The organism is Nocardioides sp. NPDC006273 (assembly GCF_040613495.1).
GTDB lineage: Bacteria > Actinomycetota > Actinomycetes > Propionibacteriales > Nocardioidaceae > Nocardioides.
In genome coordinates, this window is sequence record NZ_JBEXSD010000007.1 from 74,956 (window position 1) to 93,489 (window position 18,534).

At 66.5% G+C, this 18,534-nt stretch carries 14 protein-coding genes; 6 read left to right on the forward strand and 8 right to left on the reverse strand.

Annotated features, from left to right (window positions below; translation table 11 throughout):
• Window positions 1-6: 6 nt before the first annotated feature.
• Together ABZZ22_RS05125 and ABZZ22_RS05130 are read right to left on the reverse strand one after the other, a co-directional pair.
• Window positions 7-717 carry an alpha/beta fold hydrolase gene (locus tag ABZZ22_RS05125; RefSeq protein ID WP_354927477.1) on the reverse strand — a complete coding sequence of 237 codons (711 nt, stop codon included), beginning with the start codon at window positions 715-717 and terminating at the stop codon, window positions 7-9.
• Complete coding sequence (locus ABZZ22_RS05130; RefSeq protein ID WP_354927479.1) at window positions 714-1,775, reverse strand: alpha/beta fold hydrolase; 1,062 nt, start codon at window positions 1,773-1,775, stop codon at window positions 714-716. Before ABZZ22_RS05130 ends, ABZZ22_RS05125 begins: the two co-directional genes overlap by 4 nt.
• A 72-nt stretch (window positions 1,776-1,847) precedes the next feature.
• Between ABZZ22_RS05130 and ABZZ22_RS05135 the strand changes: the two genes are divergently transcribed.
• On the forward strand, window positions 1,848-2,288 hold the full coding sequence (locus ABZZ22_RS05135; RefSeq protein ID WP_354927481.1) for a MarR family winged helix-turn-helix transcriptional regulator: 441 nt from the start codon (window positions 1,848-1,850) through the stop codon (window positions 2,286-2,288).
• Window positions 2,289-2,301: 13 nt separating this feature from the next.
• Here ABZZ22_RS05135 and ABZZ22_RS05140 read toward each other — a convergent pair whose 3' ends face one another.
• Both ABZZ22_RS05140 and ABZZ22_RS05145 read right to left on the reverse strand, forming a co-directional pair.
• The gene (locus ABZZ22_RS05140; RefSeq protein ID WP_354927541.1) at window positions 2,302-3,048 is read right to left on the reverse strand and encodes a thioesterase domain-containing protein; all 747 of its coding nucleotides are present in this window, start codon (window positions 3,046-3,048) and stop codon (window positions 2,302-2,304) included.
• On the reverse strand, window positions 3,026-4,477 hold the full coding sequence (locus ABZZ22_RS05145) for an MFS transporter (RefSeq protein WP_354927482.1): 1,452 nt from the start codon (window positions 4,475-4,477) through the stop codon (window positions 3,026-3,028). Before ABZZ22_RS05145 ends, ABZZ22_RS05140 begins: the two co-directional genes overlap by 23 nt.
• Window positions 4,478-4,640: 163 nt before the next feature.
• Here ABZZ22_RS05145 and ABZZ22_RS05150 point away from each other — a divergent pair, with 163 nt between their 5' ends.
• The 3 genes from ABZZ22_RS05150 (at window position 4,641) to ABZZ22_RS05160 (ending at window position 9,789) form a co-directional block, all read left to right on the forward strand.
• The gene (locus ABZZ22_RS05150) at window positions 4,641-5,972 is read left to right on the forward strand and encodes a serine hydroxymethyltransferase (RefSeq protein WP_354927484.1); all 1,332 of its coding nucleotides are present in this window, start codon (window positions 4,641-4,643) and stop codon (window positions 5,970-5,972) included.
• A complete protein-coding gene (locus ABZZ22_RS05155; RefSeq protein WP_354927487.1) occupies window positions 5,969-9,133 on the forward strand; it encodes an amino acid adenylation domain-containing protein in 3,165 nt (1,054 codons plus the stop codon). The genes ABZZ22_RS05150 and ABZZ22_RS05155 overlap by 4 nt, the downstream gene beginning before the upstream one ends.
• A 152-nt stretch (window positions 9,134-9,285) precedes the next feature.
• On the forward strand, window positions 9,286-9,789 hold the full coding sequence (locus tag ABZZ22_RS05160; protein WP_292651635.1) for an Rrf2 family transcriptional regulator: 504 nt from the start codon (window positions 9,286-9,288) through the stop codon (window positions 9,787-9,789).
• Here ABZZ22_RS05160 and ABZZ22_RS05165 read toward each other — a convergent pair.
• Window positions 9,786-11,141, reverse strand: a complete 1,356-nt coding sequence (locus tag ABZZ22_RS05165; protein ID WP_354927489.1) for a cytochrome P450 — start codon at window positions 11,139-11,141, stop codon at window positions 9,786-9,788. The two genes, ABZZ22_RS05160 and ABZZ22_RS05165, sit on opposite strands and share 4 nt — an antisense overlap.
• Window positions 11,142-11,162: 21 nt before the next feature.
• Window positions 11,163-11,813: a flavodoxin family protein gene (locus tag ABZZ22_RS05170; protein ID WP_354927491.1), complete on the reverse strand. Its 651-nt coding sequence runs from the start codon at window positions 11,811-11,813 to the stop codon at window positions 11,163-11,165.
• A gap of 103 nt (window positions 11,814-11,916) precedes the next feature.
• Between ABZZ22_RS05170 and ABZZ22_RS05175 the strand changes: the two genes are divergently transcribed.
• Window positions 11,917-12,453, forward strand: a complete 537-nt coding sequence (locus tag ABZZ22_RS05175; RefSeq protein ID WP_354927493.1) for a DUF1697 domain-containing protein — start codon at window positions 11,917-11,919, stop codon at window positions 12,451-12,453.
• 643 nt (window positions 12,454-13,096) lie between these two features.
• Here the strand turns inward: ABZZ22_RS05175 and ABZZ22_RS05180 are convergent.
• Window positions 13,097-14,323 carry a cytochrome P450 gene (locus tag ABZZ22_RS05180; protein WP_354927495.1) on the reverse strand — a complete coding sequence of 409 codons (1,227 nt, stop codon included), beginning with the start codon at window positions 14,321-14,323 and terminating at the stop codon, window positions 13,097-13,099.
• A gap of 140 nt (window positions 14,324-14,463) precedes the next feature.
• On the opposite strand from ABZZ22_RS05180, the gene ABZZ22_RS05185 reads away from it, so the two are divergent.
• A complete protein-coding gene (locus tag ABZZ22_RS05185; RefSeq protein WP_354927497.1) occupies window positions 14,464-15,273 on the forward strand; it encodes an SAM-dependent methyltransferase in 810 nt (269 codons plus the stop codon).
• Between the two features lie 67 nt (window positions 15,274-15,340).
• On the opposite strand, the gene ABZZ22_RS05190 is transcribed toward ABZZ22_RS05185, so the two are convergent.
• A complete protein-coding gene (locus tag ABZZ22_RS05190) occupies window positions 15,341-18,439 on the reverse strand; it encodes an AMP-binding protein (protein ID WP_354927499.1) in 3,099 nt (1,032 codons plus the stop codon).
• Between the last annotated feature and the right edge of the window lie 95 nt (window positions 18,440-18,534).

Below are 18,534 nucleotides of genomic sequence, written 5' to 3' on the forward strand. Positions count from 1 at the left end.
CCGAGATCATGAGCCGGCCAGCTCCATGATGACCTGTGCCGTCTCCTCGGGGTGCGTGACCATCGGCCAGTGCCCCGTGGCCAGCGTGCGATAGTCCCAGCCGAGCTGGTCTGTGGGCACGTCCTCGACCGGGGGGTTCGTGACCAGGCACCGCACATAGGCCGCGCGCGCCACGTCTGCAGTCAACGGCTCCTTGATCGCCGCCTGCGTGTACGTGGCGATCGGCTGCCCGGCCAGCCGCGGTCTCATCCACGCGAAGTCAGCATCGCTGATGCCATGCCCCGGATAGAGCTGGTCGAGCTGCTCTCGCGTGAACCAGGGGATCGCCCCATCCTGCGCCAGACCCGTCATGAACGTGGCCACACCGGACCCCATGACATCGAACCAAGACTTGTTTGGCCTCGGCAGGATCGCGTCGATGAAGATCAATCGCCGGACACTGTGCGGTTGCCGCTCCAGTACGCCGGCTGCGACGTAACCGGCGAAGGAGTGGGCGACCAGCGTCGCCTCGGTGAGACCGGACAGCACCTCGCAGACGTCCTCGACCCACGCCTCCAGGTCGACGGCTTCGGCTGGGGTGGCATCACCGCCCGTGGTGCGCAGCCGTGGCGTCACGGATTGGAACCCATGGTCTGTCAAGAATGGCGTGACCCGGTCCCACGCCCAAGGGCCGAGTCCGCTGCCACCGATGAGCACGATGGGGTTGTTGGCATTCATGCGTTCACTCCTACGCAGTTGATGAAGTCGTCCAGGTCCGTGATGAACTCGGCAGCAGAATCGAGCGAGGCGACGTGGCCGCCACCGTCATGTGAATACCAGCCGACGAGGTTGTTCTCGCGTGCAGAAACAGCACGCCCGGCGAAGTCTCCGCTGCCGAACACACTCACCGCGGTCGGCACTCCCCCGGCGATGGCATCGACCTCTGCGGAGTCCATCGAGTAGATCCGCATACTGCTTCCGGCGCTGCCAGTCAGCCAGTAGAGGGTCGCATTGGCCAGAATGAAGTCCGTTCCGAGCCCGAAGTCGTCGCCGAGGTCGCCCTGCCACAGCTGGTATTTGTCGAGTTGCCAGGCGAGCAATCCGACTGGTGAGTCAGACAGCGCGTAGGCAAGCGAGTCAGGGCGACGGCTCTGCAGGTGAAGGTATCCGCCGCTACCTCCCACGAACTCCCGCAGTCTGCCCCAGACTGAACCGTCGTTCGCCCCTTCAGCCATGAACCCCTTCAGACCTGCACTGACATGAACGCCGATGACCCGGTCAGGTGCGATTGCGCCGACCGCGCGAGCCACCACCGATCCCCAGTCCTGTCCGTGGACGATGAACCGGTCGTGGCCCATTGCCGCCATCGCGTCAGCCATGAGCCGCGCGGTGTCGACGGCCGACCAAGGACCCAGCGGCAGCCGGGACGTACCGAATCCTGGCAGCGATGCCAGCACGACCTCGGACGCCAAGGCTTGTAGTGGCTCGATCACCCGGTGGAACGCGAGGAAGGAGGTCGGCCAGCCGTGCAGGAGCAGGATCGGGACTCGACCGGACCCCGGGAATCTGGCCACGTGCACGCCCCGGCCGTCGATGTCGAGAATGTCGTGGTCACCAAGCCCCGGACGCTGTGGTTGAGCGAGCCATCGCTCCCACTCGGAGACAAACCGTTCCACAGTCGATGCCGTGACACCGCGCGCCCGGCCGTCGGCGGGTGGCAGCACCGGCCATCGCGTCTCGCTCAGACGACGACCGAGTGCCTCCATACCTGGCCCCCCACCGGGGAGGGCAGCCACGAGAAGTTGGTAGCATGCTGTCACGTCGCCCACGTTAGGAAACTGACAGGAACCTGTCAAAAGGAGAGCATCATGACGGATGCCGATGTCGACGCGGCTCTACACGCCATCTTCGATGCGAATCGGATCCTGCGCGAAGCAAGTGAGCGAATCTCCGCAACCACAGGCCAAACGCACTCCCGCCGGATGGTCCTCCAAACTGCCGGCGACGGCGCCACCGTGCCGGACGTCGCCCGCAAGCTCGGCCTCCAACGCCAGAGTGTCCAGCGCGTGGCCGACGAGCTGGTCCGCGCAGGCCTGGCTCGCTACGACGAGAATCCTCGCCACCGACGGTCGCCGCTGCTCGCCACGACCGCAGCCGGCAAGGCCACACTGGCCACGATCCAGGCCATGCACCGCGAATGGGTGGAGGAGATCGAGACCGCCGCCGGCGAGGTCGATTGGCCCCGCCTTCGAGGGGAGCTCGACCGTATCGCGCGGGCTGTCGATGGCCTGCCCCAGGCACCCGAGTAGATCTCGGGCAGCCTCAGTACTGGCACGGATCACGCAGCGGGCCGCCGGCCGCGAGGTTGTCGAGGTTGGCGCACAGATCGTCGAGGTGCTGGTCGGGGAAGAAGTGGTCACCGCGGTATCCGGTCACTTCGAAGGGCCCGGTTGTGAGCTCGACCCACCGCTTGACCCCCTCGGGGTCGACGTCCCGGTCCTCGCGTCCGTAGCTGGCAGCGATCGGGCAGCTCACCGGCTCCAGGCCAGGCGCGTAGGTCTCGGCCAGAGCGAAGTCCGCACGCAGGACGGGCAGGAACATCGCCCGCAGCGAGGGCTCTGCGAACACCTCCGGCGGCGTTCCTCCCAACGTGCTGATCGCTGCGGCAAAGCTCTCGTCGTCGAGCTCGTGCCTCACGAGAGCGGGTGGTCGAACCGGGGCTTCAGCCGCTGCGACCCCGAGCCCGTCGACCTCGACGCCGCGTCGCTGCAGCTCCTTCACGGCAGCATGGGCGACGTAGGCGCCCAGACTGTGGCCGTGGAGCAGGAGCCTTCCGCGAGCGGCGAGAGCCTCCAGCTCGTCGCACAACGGGCCGATCAGCTGTGAGATGCGCGAGGCAAGGGGCTCGCCCAAGCGCCTTTCTCGGCCAGGGAGCACGACCGCCATCGCGCGGTGTGGACTGCTGAGCCTGCCCACGAAGCCGTACGCGCCGCGGCCGGCGGGCGGAAAGACCACGACCGTGGTCCCCGCCCGCCCGCCGGATATCTCATGCAGGAACCTTGCCTGCATCTGCACGACTTCCCCTCAGAACCAGTGACACGCTTGCGGCCGCAAGCACGAGGATGCCTGTGGACACCCACATGGCGCTTCCGATGGTGCTTTCGTCGAAGGCTCCATTCGTGCCCACCCCCAAGGCGATCGCCGTCAAGGTGGCCAGACCGATCGCCTGGCCCAGCTGCCCGAGTGTGGTGACGATGCCCGATCCCAGTCCAGCGTCTTGCATGGTCAGGTTCGTCAGTGCCGCGGTCTGTGCGGCCGGGAAGGTCACGCCGCCGCCGAGACCGACGAGGATCATGCCCGGCAAGAGACCTTCCCAGAAGCCGTCGCCGAAGGGTCGCGAGGCCAGGAGCGCCATGCCGACAGCAGCCATGCACAGGCCCGTCACCATGACGCCGCGGACGCCGACAGTGGGCATCCTCTTGATGGCCTGCTGGATGCCGATCATGAACACGATGCAGTAGGGCACCCACGCGAGTCCGTTCTGCAAGGGCGAGTAGCCCAGCAGCGCCTGCATGTACAGGACCAGCAGGAAGAACATGCCAGCGGTCGCTGCGTTGAGCAGGCCCAGACCTACGTAGCCCGCCGCCCGGACACCGTCCTGGAGGAAGCTCAGCGGCAGCAGCGGCGTCGAGGACCGGGCCTGCAGCATGACGAAGGCTGCCAAGAGTGCCAGCCCGACGAGCAGCGGGGTGAGGGTGGCACCCGACACCAGGCCGTGCTCGGCGATCTGGAGGATGCCATGCACCAGCGACACGGTGCCTCCGGTGACCAACAGGGCGCTCAGGGGTCCGTCGGAGATCTTGCCCTGCATCTTCGACTCGGCCACCAGCCCGAAGACCAGCACTGCCGGGATGATCGCCAGGGGCACGTTGATCCAGAAGATCCAACGCCAGCTGATGAGGTCGACCAGCACCCCGCCCAAGAGCACGCCGGCTACGGACCCCAGGCCGGACAGACCGCCCCAGATGCCGAAGGCCTTCTGGAGTTCCTTGGGGTCGGCGAACGTCAGGGCGATGATGCCCAGCGCCGCCGGCGCCGCGAGGGCCTCCGCGACCCCCTGAAGAACCCTCGCGCCCAGCAGCACCTCGGCAGAAGTCGACGTGGCAGCGACGACGGAGGCCACGCCGAACATGAGAGCACCAGCGACGAACACCTTGCGTCGTCCGATGACGTCCCCGAGTCGACCACCCATCAGGAGGAGACCTCCCGCTGCCAGGAGGTACCCGTTGACCACCCAGGTGAGCATGGCGTTGGACATCTCGAGGTCGTCACGGATCGACGGAAGCGCGACATTCACGATGGTCGCGTCCAGGAAGATGATGAACTGAACGACGGCGAGTACCCACAGGATCGTCCACCGCTTCGGGTTCGGCGCGTTCTCACTCCCCCACTCCGCCTTCTGCGCATCCACCGTCGTGTCATCGTTCGGCGAGCTCACGTTGTCTCCTTTGTCGGCAGGCTTTGAGCCCGCGAAATTGCGTACACGCCCACACCATCAGCGAGGTCGGTTACGAATCGGTTAGTGATCCCGCAGCGACCGACGCCGGGCCCACCGCCCCTTTACTCCGGCTGGTCTAGGAATGGCCCCGGAGGTGGTGCAGATGTCCGATGTTCTGAGTCCGGTAGGTGTTCACCAGACAGATGTGGCCCGCGACGAACCGCTCGCAGGGCTGCTCGGCGCCGAGGTGCGACGAGCGCGCTCGGCGGTGCCGTTGGTGGCCTCGACGTCCATCGGGCACCCCGAGATGCGGGCGCTGGCCGGCTCCGAGTTCGGTGACTTGACCACGGAGGGCTACCCAGGCGCGCGGTTCCACCCCGGATGTGAGGTCTTCGACCGAGTCGAGGAACTGGCCCAAGCCCGTGCTTGCTCGGCTTTCGGAGCGTCCTTCGCGAACGTGCAGGTGCACTCGGGATCCACGGCGAACCAGGCCGCCACGGCCGCGCTGGTCAGTCCTGGTTCACGGGTGCTGTCCATGGCGCTGAAGGCCGGCGGTCATCTGTCGCACGGCGCGAGTGCATCACAGACCTCACGCTGGTTCGAGTACGTCCACTACGACGTCGACCCCGAGGGCCTCCTGGACTATGCCCAGATCCGTGCGCAAGCACGCGAGGTGCAGCCGGCTCTCATCATCTGTGGCGCGAGCTCGTATCCGCGGCGGATCGACTTCGCAGCGTTCTCAGACATCGCACGAGAAGTCGGGGCTTTCCTCATCGCGGACATCTCCCACATCAGCGGACTCGTGGTTGCTGGGCAGCACCCCTCCCCCATCCCCCACGCGGACCTCGTCACCACGAGCACCTACAAGCAGCTCGCCGGGCCTCGCGGCGGACTGATCCTGGGCGGGTCGGACGTGGCAGACGCTCAGGCCTTGCACCAGCGGGTCAACCAGGCCGTCTTCCCAGGTCTCCAGGGCACACCGAACGGCGCATCGGTCGCGGCCAAAGCGTGGGCGCTCGGCTATGTGACCAGCCCCGAGTTCCGCGCGATCGCCGTCCGCATCGTCGAGCTGGCACGCATCGTCTCCGACCGGCTGGCCAGCCACGGTCACCACATCGTGACGTTCGGAACCGACACGCACATGGTGCTGGTCGACACCTCGGCGGCCGGAGTGTACGGCTTGGAGTCCGAGCAGTCGCTCGAGGCAGCCGGGATCCTGGTCAACCGCAACGCCATCCCCCACGATCCCCGGCCACCCAGTCGACCCAGCGGGATCCGACTGGGGCTCAACAGCCTTGCCCAGCTCGGCGCCTCAGACGCCCAGGCAGCGCTCGTCGCGGACATGGTCGCGACGGTCCTCGCGGCCCTGAGGCAGGCAGAGGCTCGCCAGCTGCGGCGAACGATCGAGACGACCCGCACCCAAGCGGCAACGCTGATGGCGCAGCTGTGGGCCAGGCACACAGAAACCACCTCGGAGAGAGGCGTACTGGCATGACCACGACGAACGACTCGTTTCCCCTCACCGCCACACAGGAGGCCTACCTGGTCGGGCGCAGCTCGGGCGTCGACTTCGGCGAAGTCGGTTGCCAGGGCTACTGGGAGTGGCGACGCCCCTACCAGCCAGGTGACGAGCACAGGATTCGCGATGCCTGGAACACCATCGTGGAGCGGCATCCATCGCTACGAACGGTGATCGCCGGCGACCGCTCCTCACAGAAGACGCTCCCCCCGGGATCCCCGTGGACCTTCACCTTCAACGACTGGTCCCAGCTCTCAGCCGATCAGGCCGACGACCGCCTGGCCCAGCTACGACACCACTTGTCACATCACACGTTCGACCCCAACACGTTCCCTCTGTGGGACGTCCAGGTGTCGTTGATGCCAGACCAGAACGCCCACATCCACTTCAGTCTGGACCTGCTGATCGCCGACGCGTGGAGCTACTACCAGGTGCTGGTCCCGGAGTTCGCAGCTCTCCTGTTGGACCAAGACCTGCCGGCGGTGCCCGGCGCGTCGTTCCGGGACTGGGTCCTGGCACATGAACGTGCCACCCACGAGTCAGCGTCGTGGCGCCGAGCAGAGCAGTACTGGGTCGACCGCCTGCCGACTCTGTCCCCGGCTCCGCAACTGCCTCGAGGATCGGGCGAGGCCACGGAGTTCACGCGCCTGGAGGATGCGGTGGACGCTCACGGCTGGGCTGTGATCCAGAAGGCCGCCAGCGGTCGACGGGTAGCCGGCACAGCGCTGGTCGCTGCAGCACTCGGTGAGGTGCTGCGCCGTTGGGGTGCGGGCGAGAGGTTCGTCATCACGGTGCCGACCTTTGTGGCATCACGTGCGTCCGAGGCGTACGCGGGGGTGGTGGGCGACTTCACCAGCACGATCCTTCTGGAGGTGGACGGGTCCGGCGACTCGTTCGCGACACGTGCCCAGACAGTGCAGCGGCAGCTGTGGAGCGACCTGCCCCACTCGGCGTTCAGCGGCATCCACGTCGCTCGCGAGATGGCGCGTGCCTCGGGGGCCACGCAGGTGAGCTTCCCGTTCGTGCTCACCAGTCTGCTCGGCCAACCCCCGCGCCGGTACCACACCGATCTGGGTGTCTCGACCTACACCAACACCAAGACACCGCAGGTGAGCGTCGACGTACAAGTGGCTGAGGTCGACGGCGCCTTGGCCTGGAGCTGGGACTTCCGGCGAAGCGCTTTTCCAGATGGCCTGATCGAGGACATGTTCACCGAGTTCGGTCGTGTCTTCCGGGACCTGTCACGAGACGACATCTGGGCCAGCAGCGACTGCATCGCCCAGCTCCCGCCGCACCAGGCGGTCGCGCGGGCACGCGCGAACAACACGGCCGGGCCCGTGCCAGGCAACACCCTGGGTGAGTCGTTCTGGAGCCAGGTCGAGGCCCGACCCACGGCAACGGTGCTGGTGAGCGAAACCGGCACTCGCCTGACCTACGCCGAGCTGGCTCGAGCTGCCAGGAACGTCGCCGGAGCTGTCGCCGAATCCGCCCACGATGACGGTCCGGTCGCGATCGTGCTACCGAAGCAGGCCGCGCAGTTCATCACCGCGCAGGCGGCGAACTACGCCGGCCGCACGTTCGTCTCCCTGGACCCGGACCAACCTCTGACCCGTTTGCAGCGTGCACTCGACTCGGCGTGCCCCGCTCTCGTCATCGCCGACGAACCCCTGGCTTCAGCCCTCACCTCGCTCACGCAAGCCCCGGTGCTCAACGTGACCCAAGCACAGGCGCACGACCCCCTCCAGACCCCGGCCACTGCCCCCGAAGCCTGCTACGTCGTGTACACCTCCGGCACGAGCGGGCAGCCCAAGGGCGTGGTCGTGGGCCAAGCCGGGGTGGCGAACGCGTTCGCCCACATGAGTGAGATCGGCGAGATCGACCACACCGATGTCGCCTACGCCGTCTCCCCGTTCCACTTCGACCTGGGCATGTTCGAAGCGCTCGGCATGCCGGCCCTCGGCGGCGCGGTGGTCGTGGCACCGCCGGTCGTTGACCCGCTGCGGTGGCTCAACGACGTGCACCGTGAACAGGTCACGGTGTGGAACTCCACCCCGGCGCTGCTGAGCCTGCTGCTCGACGCCGCCGAATCCCAAGGAGAGACCCTCGCCAGCCTTCGTACGGTCATCCTCGCCGGCGATCGGATCCCGGGGGCCCTGCCCAGCCGGCTGGCGCGGCTGGCACCCGACTCACGCCTCATCGCGTCGGGGGGCCCAGCTGAAACCTGCGTGTGGTCGGTCTACTACCCCGTGCCCATCGACTTCCCGGCGTCGAGCCCGTCGGTTCCCTACGGCCTGCCCATGCGCAATCAGCGTTACCTGTTGCTGGACCCACTCGGACGTGAAGTGCCCGACTGGGTCGAAGGCGAGATGGTCGTCGAAAGTGAGATCGGGCTGGCCGAGGGGTACCTGAACCTCCCCGACCAGACCGCAGAGAAGTTCTCGCACACGGCCACCCCCGGCACCCGTCGGTACGCCACAGGAGACATGGGACGCTGGAGGCCGGACGGACTCATCGAGATCATGGGCCGCAAGGACTTCCAGGTCAAAGTCAACGGCGTACGCATCGAGCTGGGCGAAGTGGTCGAAGCGCTCAAGACCCTGCCCGAGATCTACGACGCGGTGGTGGTGCAAGCCGGCGACGCCTCAGAGTCACCCCTGGTCGCTTTCGCGAGGAGTGACAACGTCGGGCTGAGCGAGATCGCCATGAAGGCCCACGTGTCGAACCTGCTCCCGCGCGCAGCCGTGCCGGCACGGATCATCGCGGTTCCGCAGTTTCCGCTCACCCCGAACGGGAAGGTGGACATCCTGACCCTGCAAGCGACCGCAACTGAGGCCATCACGGCCGCGGCGTCTCAAGACTATGGATCCGTCGAACGCGATGCCATCGAGGTCGTCTTGTCGGCTTGCTGGCTGAGTCTCCTCGGGCACCGGATCGGACGGGATGACAACTTCTTCAACGTCGGAGGCACCTCGTTGGACGTGGCGAAGGCGACGATGCGGTTCAGCTCCTTGACCGAGTTCGACGTCGACGCCCGGACGATGTTCATCCATCCCACCGTCAGGTCAGCGGCCCGCGCCCTCTTGGAGCGCCACGGCCAGGAGATGCTCAATCGGTGCAAGCTCATCACCAACGCCTAGCTGTACTCGGCCATCACGTTGGTCACAGTCGGGCGAGGCCCTCTGGAGCTGGACGCATCAGAACACCGGCCACTCAGGCTGCATGACTCGACAACCACCCGGTCGAGCGGCAGCGCGAATTGGCGCGTATCCTGATGGCAGGGAGGTCCCGCATGTCGAATGCACGGTTGACGCTCGCCTCACATGCACTGTGTTGGCTCGAGTACTGGCGCCGCGAGGGCAAGGAGTTCCTCACGTCCGACAAGCTCGCCAAGAGCCTTGGAAGCAACCCGGTCTCAGTCCGCAAGGTTCTCGGCGGCGTGCGAGACGCCGGCATCCTGCGTACCGGGCGCGGTCCCGGATCTGGCTGGGCGTTGGCACGCCCCGCCTCGGAGATCACGCTCTTGGACGTGCACAGCGCGTTGGGCCTGTCAGGACCCTTCGACCTTCACGCCTCGCCTCCGGACTTCAGCTGCCCGGTCGGCGGCGGCATCAGCCAGACGCTGACGGCCGTCTACGGTCTGGCTGAGCTGCGCGTGGCCGAAGTGCTCCGCGAGGTCACCATCGAGCTCATGCTCGAAGACATCCTTCGAGTCAACCAAGGTGGCGAGTCCATGGCTGCCCAGATCCTCACCAAGGAATCCGGGCAGCCATGGCTTGCCCCGCTGTCCGGTTAGGACCTTCGGGTCAAGGTCGCGGTCAGATTGTCGGGGATGAAGAAGCCCCCCTCCGCGACCGACAAGGGTTCCTCGGAGAGCTGCAGGTCGAACTCGGTGGTCAGCGCTGAGAGCGCCAGCGTTGCCGAATGGATGGCGAACTGGCGCCCGATGCACATTCGAGGGCCCGTGCCGAACGGCTTGTAGATGTGCGCCGGGCGCGCCTTCACCTCGTCGGGCAGGAACCGGGATGGTCGGAACTCGTGTCGGTCCGGCCCCCAGGCCTCATCGTGGTGCAGAGCTCGGGTCAGCACCGCGGCCCATCCGCCCTCGGCCACCTGATGGACGCCGCCGACCGTGGTGTCCTCCTTCGCGACCCGCAAGAACGCCGGTGTGGGCGGCCACAGGCGCAGCGTCTCGTCTATCACGCGCCGCAGGGCGCGCAGCTTGGGCACTTCGGCGAATGTGGGGTGCTGCCCTTCTAGCACCTCTGCGGCCTCCTGCCTCACCTCCTCGAGGACGTCTGGGTGGGAGTAGAGGTACATCAACGCGAACGAGATCAGCGAGGCAGTGGTGCCGTACCCGGCCACCATGAAGGTGGTGATCTGGTAGCGCACGTTCTCCTCGGGGAGTGTCCGCCCCGTCTCCGGGTCCACGTTCCTCAACATCGCGTCCAGCAGGTCGCGCTGCTCGTGGTGGGGGTTGTCCTTGCGTTCTTCGATGACGGCGTCGACCGTCTTGTTGAGCAGCCGCACCCAACCCTCGAAGTCCGCCCGCCGCTGCTCCTGCAGGTCTGGGGGCAACACACTGAACATCAGCGCCTCGACCATGGCATCGACATAGGGGTGACGGCCGGCCTCGGGCCCCATCGTCCCGAAGTCGTAGCCGAAACCGGCACGCCCGATGATGTCGAGCGAGAGCTTCGTGGACTCGCTGCCCACGTCGACAGGTTGGCGCTGCTCGTGCCAGTAGGCGATGAACTTCTCCACCGACTCCCGCATCGGCTCGTGGTAGCGGGCCAGAGCCTCCTTCGAGAACGCCGGCAGCAGAACCCGGTGCGCAAGACCCCAGTTCTCTTCGTCGTTGCGGGCGGTGAAGAGCCCATCTCCGGTGATCGGCCTGAATGCCTCCATCCCGAAGCCCGCGAACTTTTCGAACCGGCCGTCGTCGAACAGGTCCTTGCACACATCTGAACCCGATGCGACGACCATGCCGAATCCTGGCGCCTGGGTCTCGAAGATGGGCCCCAGCTCCTGAGACCAGCTGAACAGCTTCTGCATGGGCTTGACGAAATCCGAGTTGGGAGCGTCGAGCAGCTCCGGGTCTCTGCCCGGAGGGTGCGGGATCGTCCCCATGTTCCATTCATCGAGCATCGATCTTCTCCTCCTTGTTGGTCAGCGATCGCGTTCGCTGAAGCTCTCTTCGGCCAAGAGATCGTGCCCGCCCAGTTCGGCGTAATGCCGAAGCAGGCGGGCAAGACGGGCCATGCGTACGGCCATGCGCCGCAGCATCTCCATCCCTTCGGTGTCCTCGAGCACCTCACCCGCGGCATCGCCGAAGAGCACCGGCGGGAATCCCGCGCCAGGCAGGATCATCCGGTTGAGCAGGAGGTGCTGGAGCAGATAGTTGTAGGTCTCGACGTGGGAGTAGCGCCGGCCAGTGACGAACGCCCCACCAACCTTGTTGGTCAGCACTCTGTCGAAGCGCAGGTGTCCGGTGCCGATGCGCTCGATGAAGGTCGGCAACGTCGGGCTGGGCCCGAACCCGTGCACCGGTGCCGAGAAGATCACCCCATCGCAGGCAGCGAGCTTCGGGATCAGGTCGGGAAGTGCGTCATCGACCTCACACGGCGAACTGCGGAAATTGCAGTCACCGCAGGCTCCGCACGGGCGCAGGTCCATGTCCCAGACATTGACGACTTCGAGGTCCACGCCTTCTGCGGAGAGGACCTTCTCGAGGAACCCGTAGGCGCGAGCCCCGTTGCCCTCAGCACGCTCGGACCCGTTGATCCCGATGAACTTGATCCGCTCACGTTGCTTGGCCATGGTCGCAGCATGTGGAGGCTCGGTAAGGTCTCGGTTAACCCCTCCGTCAGCGTCCGTTCTGGCCGTTGACCACGCCGTAAGAGTGTCGTCCCAGGAGGTAATGATGCACGTCGTGTTCTACCGAAACCTCAATCTCGGTCATGCCGGGTCGCCGAACCGAGAGCAGCTGGAGGGTGCCCTCAAGGCGGGCGGTGCCGCGCAGGTGAAGTCGTTCCAGACCAACGGGACGGTGTTGTTCAAGGCCGAGGATCCCGAGGGCGTTGTGGCCGCGGCCGCCGGTGAGTTGGTGGCCGCAGCGGGGTATGCCGACGCAGCCATCGTCAGGCCGCTCGCGGATCTCGAAGATCTCCTGGCCCTGGGGGTGTTCGAGAAGCACGAGTCGCCCCGCACCTACCGCGAGACCGTGACGTTCTTCCAGGGCGGGAAGAAGCCGAGTTGGTCGATGCCGTGGACCAACTCCAAAGACGACGTCGACGTGCTCCACATCGGAGACGGGATCGCCTTGAGCCTGATCCGCAAACCCCGCAACTCCGCAGGGAGCCCCACCTTCGAGCTGGAACGGGCAACAGGTGGAGTGGCCACGACGAGGACCCGTGGCTCCATCGACCGGCTGTTGAAGGCTGCCGCAACTTGGAAGTAGTCCGACCCGGGTTGTGCCTGCTCGCCCTTCCTGCAACGCACCACTCGACCGCCGTGGCAACGCAGCGCGATCGAGAACTGGCTTCGAAGTTCGCCGACCCCGAGGATGCCAAGTCGTTCTTGACCTCGAGGTGGCTGACAGGTGAAGCGGCCAGTCGCCTGCTCGACGTGCCGGCTCCACATGTCCGGATCACTCGGGAATGCGCTCAATGCGGCTCGACGGCGCACGGCCAGCCGCGAAGTGGCGACCTGTGGTTGTCGGCGACGCGGCGCCGGAGCCTGGTCGCCGCGGCGGCCGACAGTGTTCGAGTCGCTGTGGATCTGGAGCCCGTGGCGGCCGGAGCCGGTGTTCCGGACTCCTGCTTGACCCGCCGGGAACGCGATGCGGACGCCTTGGGCCGGCTTCGGCTGTGGACGCGCAAGGAGTGCTTCGTGAAGTTGGGAATGTGCAGCGTCGACGACTTCGGGATAGTCAGCGCCGGAGAACCTCACCTGGACGACGTGCAGGTCGGTGCGGTGCGGCTGAGCTCACACGTGGTGCGGCCGCAGACAGGGCAGCCCCACGTGGTCACGGTCGCCTCGCTGGGCCCACGGCCCCCCACCCCAACGTTCGTGTGCCGCTGAGACGGGGGCGCCGCTCGGCCTCAGCCCACGCGGACCGCAGGGGCGAACCGGATGGGCAACGAGGTGAGTCGATGCACAGTGATGGAGTTCAGCCAGACCAGGTCCTCGGCTCGAGCATCGAGCCGCAAGTCCTCGAGCCGGTCCAGAGTGCGCCGAAATGCGACCTCGCCTTCCAACCTCGCCAACGGCGCGCCCAGGCAGAAGTGCGTCGACTTGCCGAAGCTCAGGTGCGGGTTCGGTTTCCTGGCTACGTCCAGCCGCGCGGGGCACTGGATCACCGCCTCATCGTGGTTGGCCGTGGGCAAGGCAATCGCCACGTGCTCGCCCGGTGCGATCGTCGCTTCACCGATGCTGACTTCTGAACGGGCGAAGCGGTAGGTGATCGCAGAGACCGGGGAGTCGAACCGCAATAGTTCCTCCACGAGCAATGAGGTCGACTCGGCGTCGCGGTTGGCCAAGGCCCGGCTGAGCTGCTCGGGGTGGCTCAACAGCGCCAACAAGCCATTGGCCAACAGGTTGACCGTCGTCTCGTAGCCGGCGGACAGGAAAAGGAACGTGTTCGAGCGGGCCTCGACCTCGCTGAGGCGGCCCTCGTCAACGGCGCGAGCCATAGTCGTCATCACGTCCGCGCGGGGCTCGACGCGGCGCCTGGCCAGCAGCTCCCCGGAGAAGTCGTAGAACCACGTACCGGCGGTGAAGATGCCGCTTTGGTCCCCGTCGTTTCCCACCCCGGTGATGACCGAGGCGTTGGCCTCGAAGTCCGCCTGATCGGTCTCCTCCACACCCAGAATCCGACTGATCACCGCGATCGGCAACGGCAGCGCGACCGAGGTCACATAGTCGGTTCTTCCTGCTTCGATGAACTTGTCGATGAGTCCGTCGACGAAGGTGGTCATCCACGGCCGGAGGGGCTCCACGTTCTTACGTGTGAAGGCGTCGTTCAACACGCTCTTCATACGCCGGTGAGCCTCGTCGTCGGCGAACAGAATGTGCTGCGCGAGCGGGAAGTCACCCGCCAAGGACAGAAACCGCCTGATCGTCGGATCGGCAGCTTCGGCGCTGCGGACCAGGTCGCGGTGCGAGAGCACGGCATCGACCGCCCGATGCCCGACGGCGAGCCAGCTGGGCATCCCGTCCGGGAGGATCACGCGCACGCAACCCTCGGTGATCCCCGTCTTGGCGTAGATGGTCTGGGGCGAGGCAAAGTCGGTGCTCTCAAGCTTTACGACAGTCGGCTGCTCGGTCATTCGTCCCTCCAATTCGCTGGAGAGACCACCGTCGCAACATGCGGTTACGCCCCGAGAAGCAAGGCCTCATCCGCATTAACCGTGGCTCGCGTCGTGGCGTCACACACTGGCGGGACGAGACGACTCGAAGGGAATCTCACATGCGCGAAGACATGGATCTCGACCGGGCGAACGCTTGCCGGATCTACGACACACTGATCGGAGGTGGCAATCTCTCCGAGGCTGACCATTCGGCCTACGGGCGACTCCTGGAGATCAATCCCGGAACCCCGTTCGTGGCCCGGGAGAACCGCGACTTCATGCTCAGAGCCTGCCGGACACTGGCCAGTCAGCACGGGGTGCGCCAGTTTCTGGACCTGGGCTGCTCCTTCCCCACCTTCGACACGCCAAACCTGCACGAGGTCATCGCCGAGCACCAGCCCGACGCCCGGGTGCTGTACGTCGATGTCGAACCCGAGGTGGAACATGCGTGGGACCTCGTCATCTCGGGGCTCCCGTCGGTGGGCTTCATCCGCGGCAACGTGTCCGATCCCCGTGGCACCCTCGAGGCTGCCAGGGCGGCCGGGGTACTGAACTTCCACGAACCGATCGCCATCGTCTTGACCGGCGTCCTCCCGTTCGTACCCACCGACACCGACCCCTGGGCGGCCGTTTCAGCGTTCCGAGACAGCTGTGTAGACGGCAGCCACCTCGTGCTGTCACACGCACTGACCTCGGAGGACTGGCCGGCGGGAGCCGAAGAGGTGCTCAGCATGTATCGCGAGCACATCCAGCCGATGTTCCCCAGGCTCGAGCGGGACGTGCTGCGCTTCTTCGACGGCTACCGCCTCCTCGAGCCGGGCCTCGTCTCCACCCCGGCCTGGCGGCCTGACACCCCTCCGGACCCGGACCTCGTAGCGTTCAAGCGTGCGGTCGCGGGAGTGGGGATCAAGGAGCCTTGCCCGCGGTAGAACCCCCGCCCTGAACGAAAGGCACGCGCGGATCCATGCCGCGCGTGCCTTCGTCATTTCGGGCCCGCTAATCGCTTCCCGGCGATAGCTCCGCCAATGCCGCCGCCTTGAGGCGCAGGGCGATTCCCGCCGCGGTCGGGTCGTCGTACATCTCACTCATCCGCAACGACACTCCGAGGTCCGATCGAGCCGCGGCGACGGTCCTGGCCAGGATCAAGGAGTGGCCGCCCTCGTCGAACAGGTTCGCCGTGCGCGACACCGAGCGCTGCAAGAGCATGTCCCACAGTTCCAGCACCCACCGCTCGAGCTCGGCCAGATCGTCATCCACGGGGCTCTCGTCCGCAGCGGTCACACCTGTGGAGACCTCGGTGCCGGCCTCCAGGTCCCCTGATGAGGCAGCGCTTGATGAGGCAGCGTTTGATGAGGCAGCGTTTGATGAGGCAGTGCTCGCTTTGGCAGCAGCGATGACAGCGAGTCTGTCGACCTTGCCGTTCGGGGTCAGGGGCACGGCGTCAGCGGTCACGGCCACCACATCAGGCCGGATCGCGCGTGGCATCTTCAAGAAGGCCGCGTGGAGCGCACTCGGGTCCGGGGCCCCCTTGACCAGGAGATAGACACGCTCTCCGTCGCATGCAGCAGCTGCCGGTCCGGCCCCGGCTACCGCGGACGCGATCGTCTCGTACTCCCCCAGCTCCACTCGGTGGCCCCGCACCTTGACCTGTTCGTCCGAGCGTCCCAGGAACACGATCTGGCCGTTGACGACCTTCGCCTGGTCGCCGGTGTCATACCAGCGCACGCCCTCCGCGAGGACGAACTTCTCGGCGGTGAGCGCGGGTTGTTCCCCGTACCCGTGTGCCAACGCCGGGCCACCGATCATTAAGCGCCCGACCTCTCGGGGCGCCACAGGTTCGGTACGCGAGGAACTGACGAGGCGTACAACATATCCCGGCAGAGGGGTCCCGATGGGCGGGTCGACTACGAGGTCATCACGCAACCGGAACTGAGTCGCCCAGATCGTTGCTTCCGTGGGCCCGTACACGTTGCGGGCGTCGCTGCTGCGGAGCAACAGCTCTTGGGCCATGGAGAGACTCAGTCGCTCGCCGCCGACAATGATCCGGGCGATCTTCGACTCCGGGCTCCACCCCTCAGCGAAGAGTGCCGCCATCATGCTTGGCGTCCCATGGACGACGTCGACATTACCGCGACCGATCTCGGTGACCGCGTCCGAGACTCCGCCAAGTCCGTGCCCACCTTCAGGGAAGACGATGCTCGCCCCACAGACCAGCGGGAGCAGGAGCTCATCGATGGAGATGTCGAAGGTAGGGCTGGTCAGAGCCAGCATGCGTTCGCCAGCTCGTACGAACTCCGCCTTCGACGCCGCGCGGACATGCTCAGCCAACGCTTCACGTCCCACCCACACCGCCTTCGGCTCTCCTGTGGACCCCGAGGTGAACATCGCGTACGCCCGCTCCGGGGACAGCTTCGGCGCGGACCCGCTGTTCATGTGAGGTGTGACTCGTAACCCGTCGGCACCGGAGCCGATCTCCACGTCCGTTCGTGCCTTGCTCCTGATCGCCTCGACGCGACTGCCGGGCAGAGAGTCGCTGACCGGAACGTAGGCGACCCGCGCCGAGAGGCATCCCAGCAGGGCCACGACGAGGTCCGGCCCATGCTCAGCAGTCACCAACGCCGTCGCAGCACCGCACTCGAGCAGTTCTGTCCGCAGGCGCGCCACCCGATCGGCGACCTCGGCGTAAGTGAGGCGAACCTGGCCTCGTTCGACAGCGATCTGCTCCCCCCTCTCCTCCACCGATCTGAGGAACAGTTCGTCGACGTCGACGGCGGGTTCTGCATCCACCGTCCCCAAGTCCGCGCCCGCACCCCGGCGCCCCAGATCACCTACGGACCCACCGCACGCCACGTCGCTCAATGCTTGGACGAGGTCGTCGCCGATCTGCTCGATGAACTCGATGGTGAACATCGATTCTGCGTAGTCGATGCGTAGGTCGACGCCCCCGTTGGGGGTGTTCGCCGCCGTCACCTGGAACGGAACCCTGGCGGTGTCGTTCATCACCGGGCGCGGCGCCATGCTCGCCCCACCTGCCAAGGACAAGGGCTGCGGGTCCGCGGCGTCAGTGGTCACCAGCACGTTGTAGAGAGGGTTCAGGCCCCCCTCACGGCGTGGGCTCAGGGCACGTACCAATGATGAGAACGGAACCTCGTGCTCGACGTTCCCGCTGGCCGGGCCGGCTGCGACTCGTGCCAACGCGGCCGAAGCCGATTCCGTCGGGTCGAGCTCGACCCGAATCGGAAGGCTGTCGGCGAAAGGGCCCACCGTCGAGGACAACCGAGCAGACCTGCGCCCGGACACCGACAGGCCCACGACTGTGTCCCACTCACCGCTGTAGCGGCCGCAGACGGCCGCCACCGCCAACATCAACAACGCTGATGGTCCAGCTGACTCCCGGCCCGCAGCTGCGATGGACGCCGCCCACGCCGCATCGTCTACGCGGAACGAGCGATGGCCACCACGAAACCGGGACGCGTCGTTCCTCGAGGGCTGATCCGGTGGGAAGTGGGCAGGAGTGGCCGATCCCAGGTGCTCTCGCCACCAGGTCAGGGCCTGGTCGCTGGGTTCCTCGTCGGTGGAGACCGTTCCGGCGTGAACCAGTCCCCGGAAGTGGTCGGACGTTTCGACGGCTCGCCCGTCGTACCGGGCACAGATCTGCTCAGCCACGATGGCGATCGACTGACCGTCGGCCACCACGTGGTGGGTCTTGACCACCAGCGAGATCGACACGCCACCCTCGGGTGCTCGTGAACCCGCGTTGGGCGCCTGCAACACCCACGCCTTGGTGCACGGTCCGGCGTGGGGGTCGATCGGCTCCGATGCGATGCGCCGTGTCCAGATGTCGAGGTCGACGTCGCGGACGACCTCGACCTCGGCCGCCGGCACCAGGTATGACTCGCTGCCCGCAACGGTGGACCGGTATGCGGTGTTGAGCACCGGGTGGGCCTTCAACGTCTCCTCGACAACTCGCGCCAGCAGGTCCACGTCGACCACACCGTTCACGTCGAACGCCGTCGTGAGGGTGTAGGGGCTCAGCGGCGCCGCCTCTGCCTCGCTGGCGAGGATCGCCTCCTGGGTCGGGGTCACGGGCACCACGGAGCCAGGATCATCCAGCGCGGTTTGCGGTTCGATCCCGAACGCACTACGGCGGTCATCGAGTGACTTGCTTTCCCACCGCTGCAGAAAGTCCA

Coding starts and splice junctions, on each gene's coding strand:
- ABZZ22_RS05125 (WP_354927477.1), bottom strand. CDS start 717: ATGAATGCCAACAACCCCATCGTGCTCATCGGTGGCAGCGGACTCGGC.
- ABZZ22_RS05135 (WP_354927481.1), top strand. CDS start 1,848: ATGACGGATGCCGATGTCGACGCGGCTCTACACGCCATCTTCGATGCG.
- ABZZ22_RS05140 (WP_354927541.1), bottom strand. CDS start 3,048: ATGCAGGCAAGGTTCCTGCATGAGATATCCGGCGGGCGGGCGGGGACC.
- ABZZ22_RS05150 (WP_354927484.1), top strand. CDS start 4,641: ATGTCCGATGTTCTGAGTCCGGTAGGTGTTCACCAGACAGATGTGGCC.
- ABZZ22_RS05155 (WP_354927487.1), top strand. CDS start 5,969: ATGACCACGACGAACGACTCGTTTCCCCTCACCGCCACACAGGAGGCC.
- ABZZ22_RS05160 (WP_292651635.1), top strand. CDS start 9,286: ATGTCGAATGCACGGTTGACGCTCGCCTCACATGCACTGTGTTGGCTC.
- ABZZ22_RS05165 (WP_354927489.1), bottom strand. CDS start 11,141: ATGCTCGATGAATGGAACATGGGGACGATCCCGCACCCTCCGGGCAGA.
- ABZZ22_RS05170 (WP_354927491.1), bottom strand. CDS start 11,813: ATGGCCAAGCAACGTGAGCGGATCAAGTTCATCGGGATCAACGGGTCC.
- ABZZ22_RS05175 (WP_354927493.1), top strand. CDS start 11,917: ATGCACGTCGTGTTCTACCGAAACCTCAATCTCGGTCATGCCGGGTCG.
- ABZZ22_RS05180 (WP_354927495.1), bottom strand. CDS start 14,323: ATGACCGAGCAGCCGACTGTCGTAAAGCTTGAGAGCACCGACTTTGCC.
- ABZZ22_RS05185 (WP_354927497.1), top strand. CDS start 14,464: ATGCGCGAAGACATGGATCTCGACCGGGCGAACGCTTGCCGGATCTAC.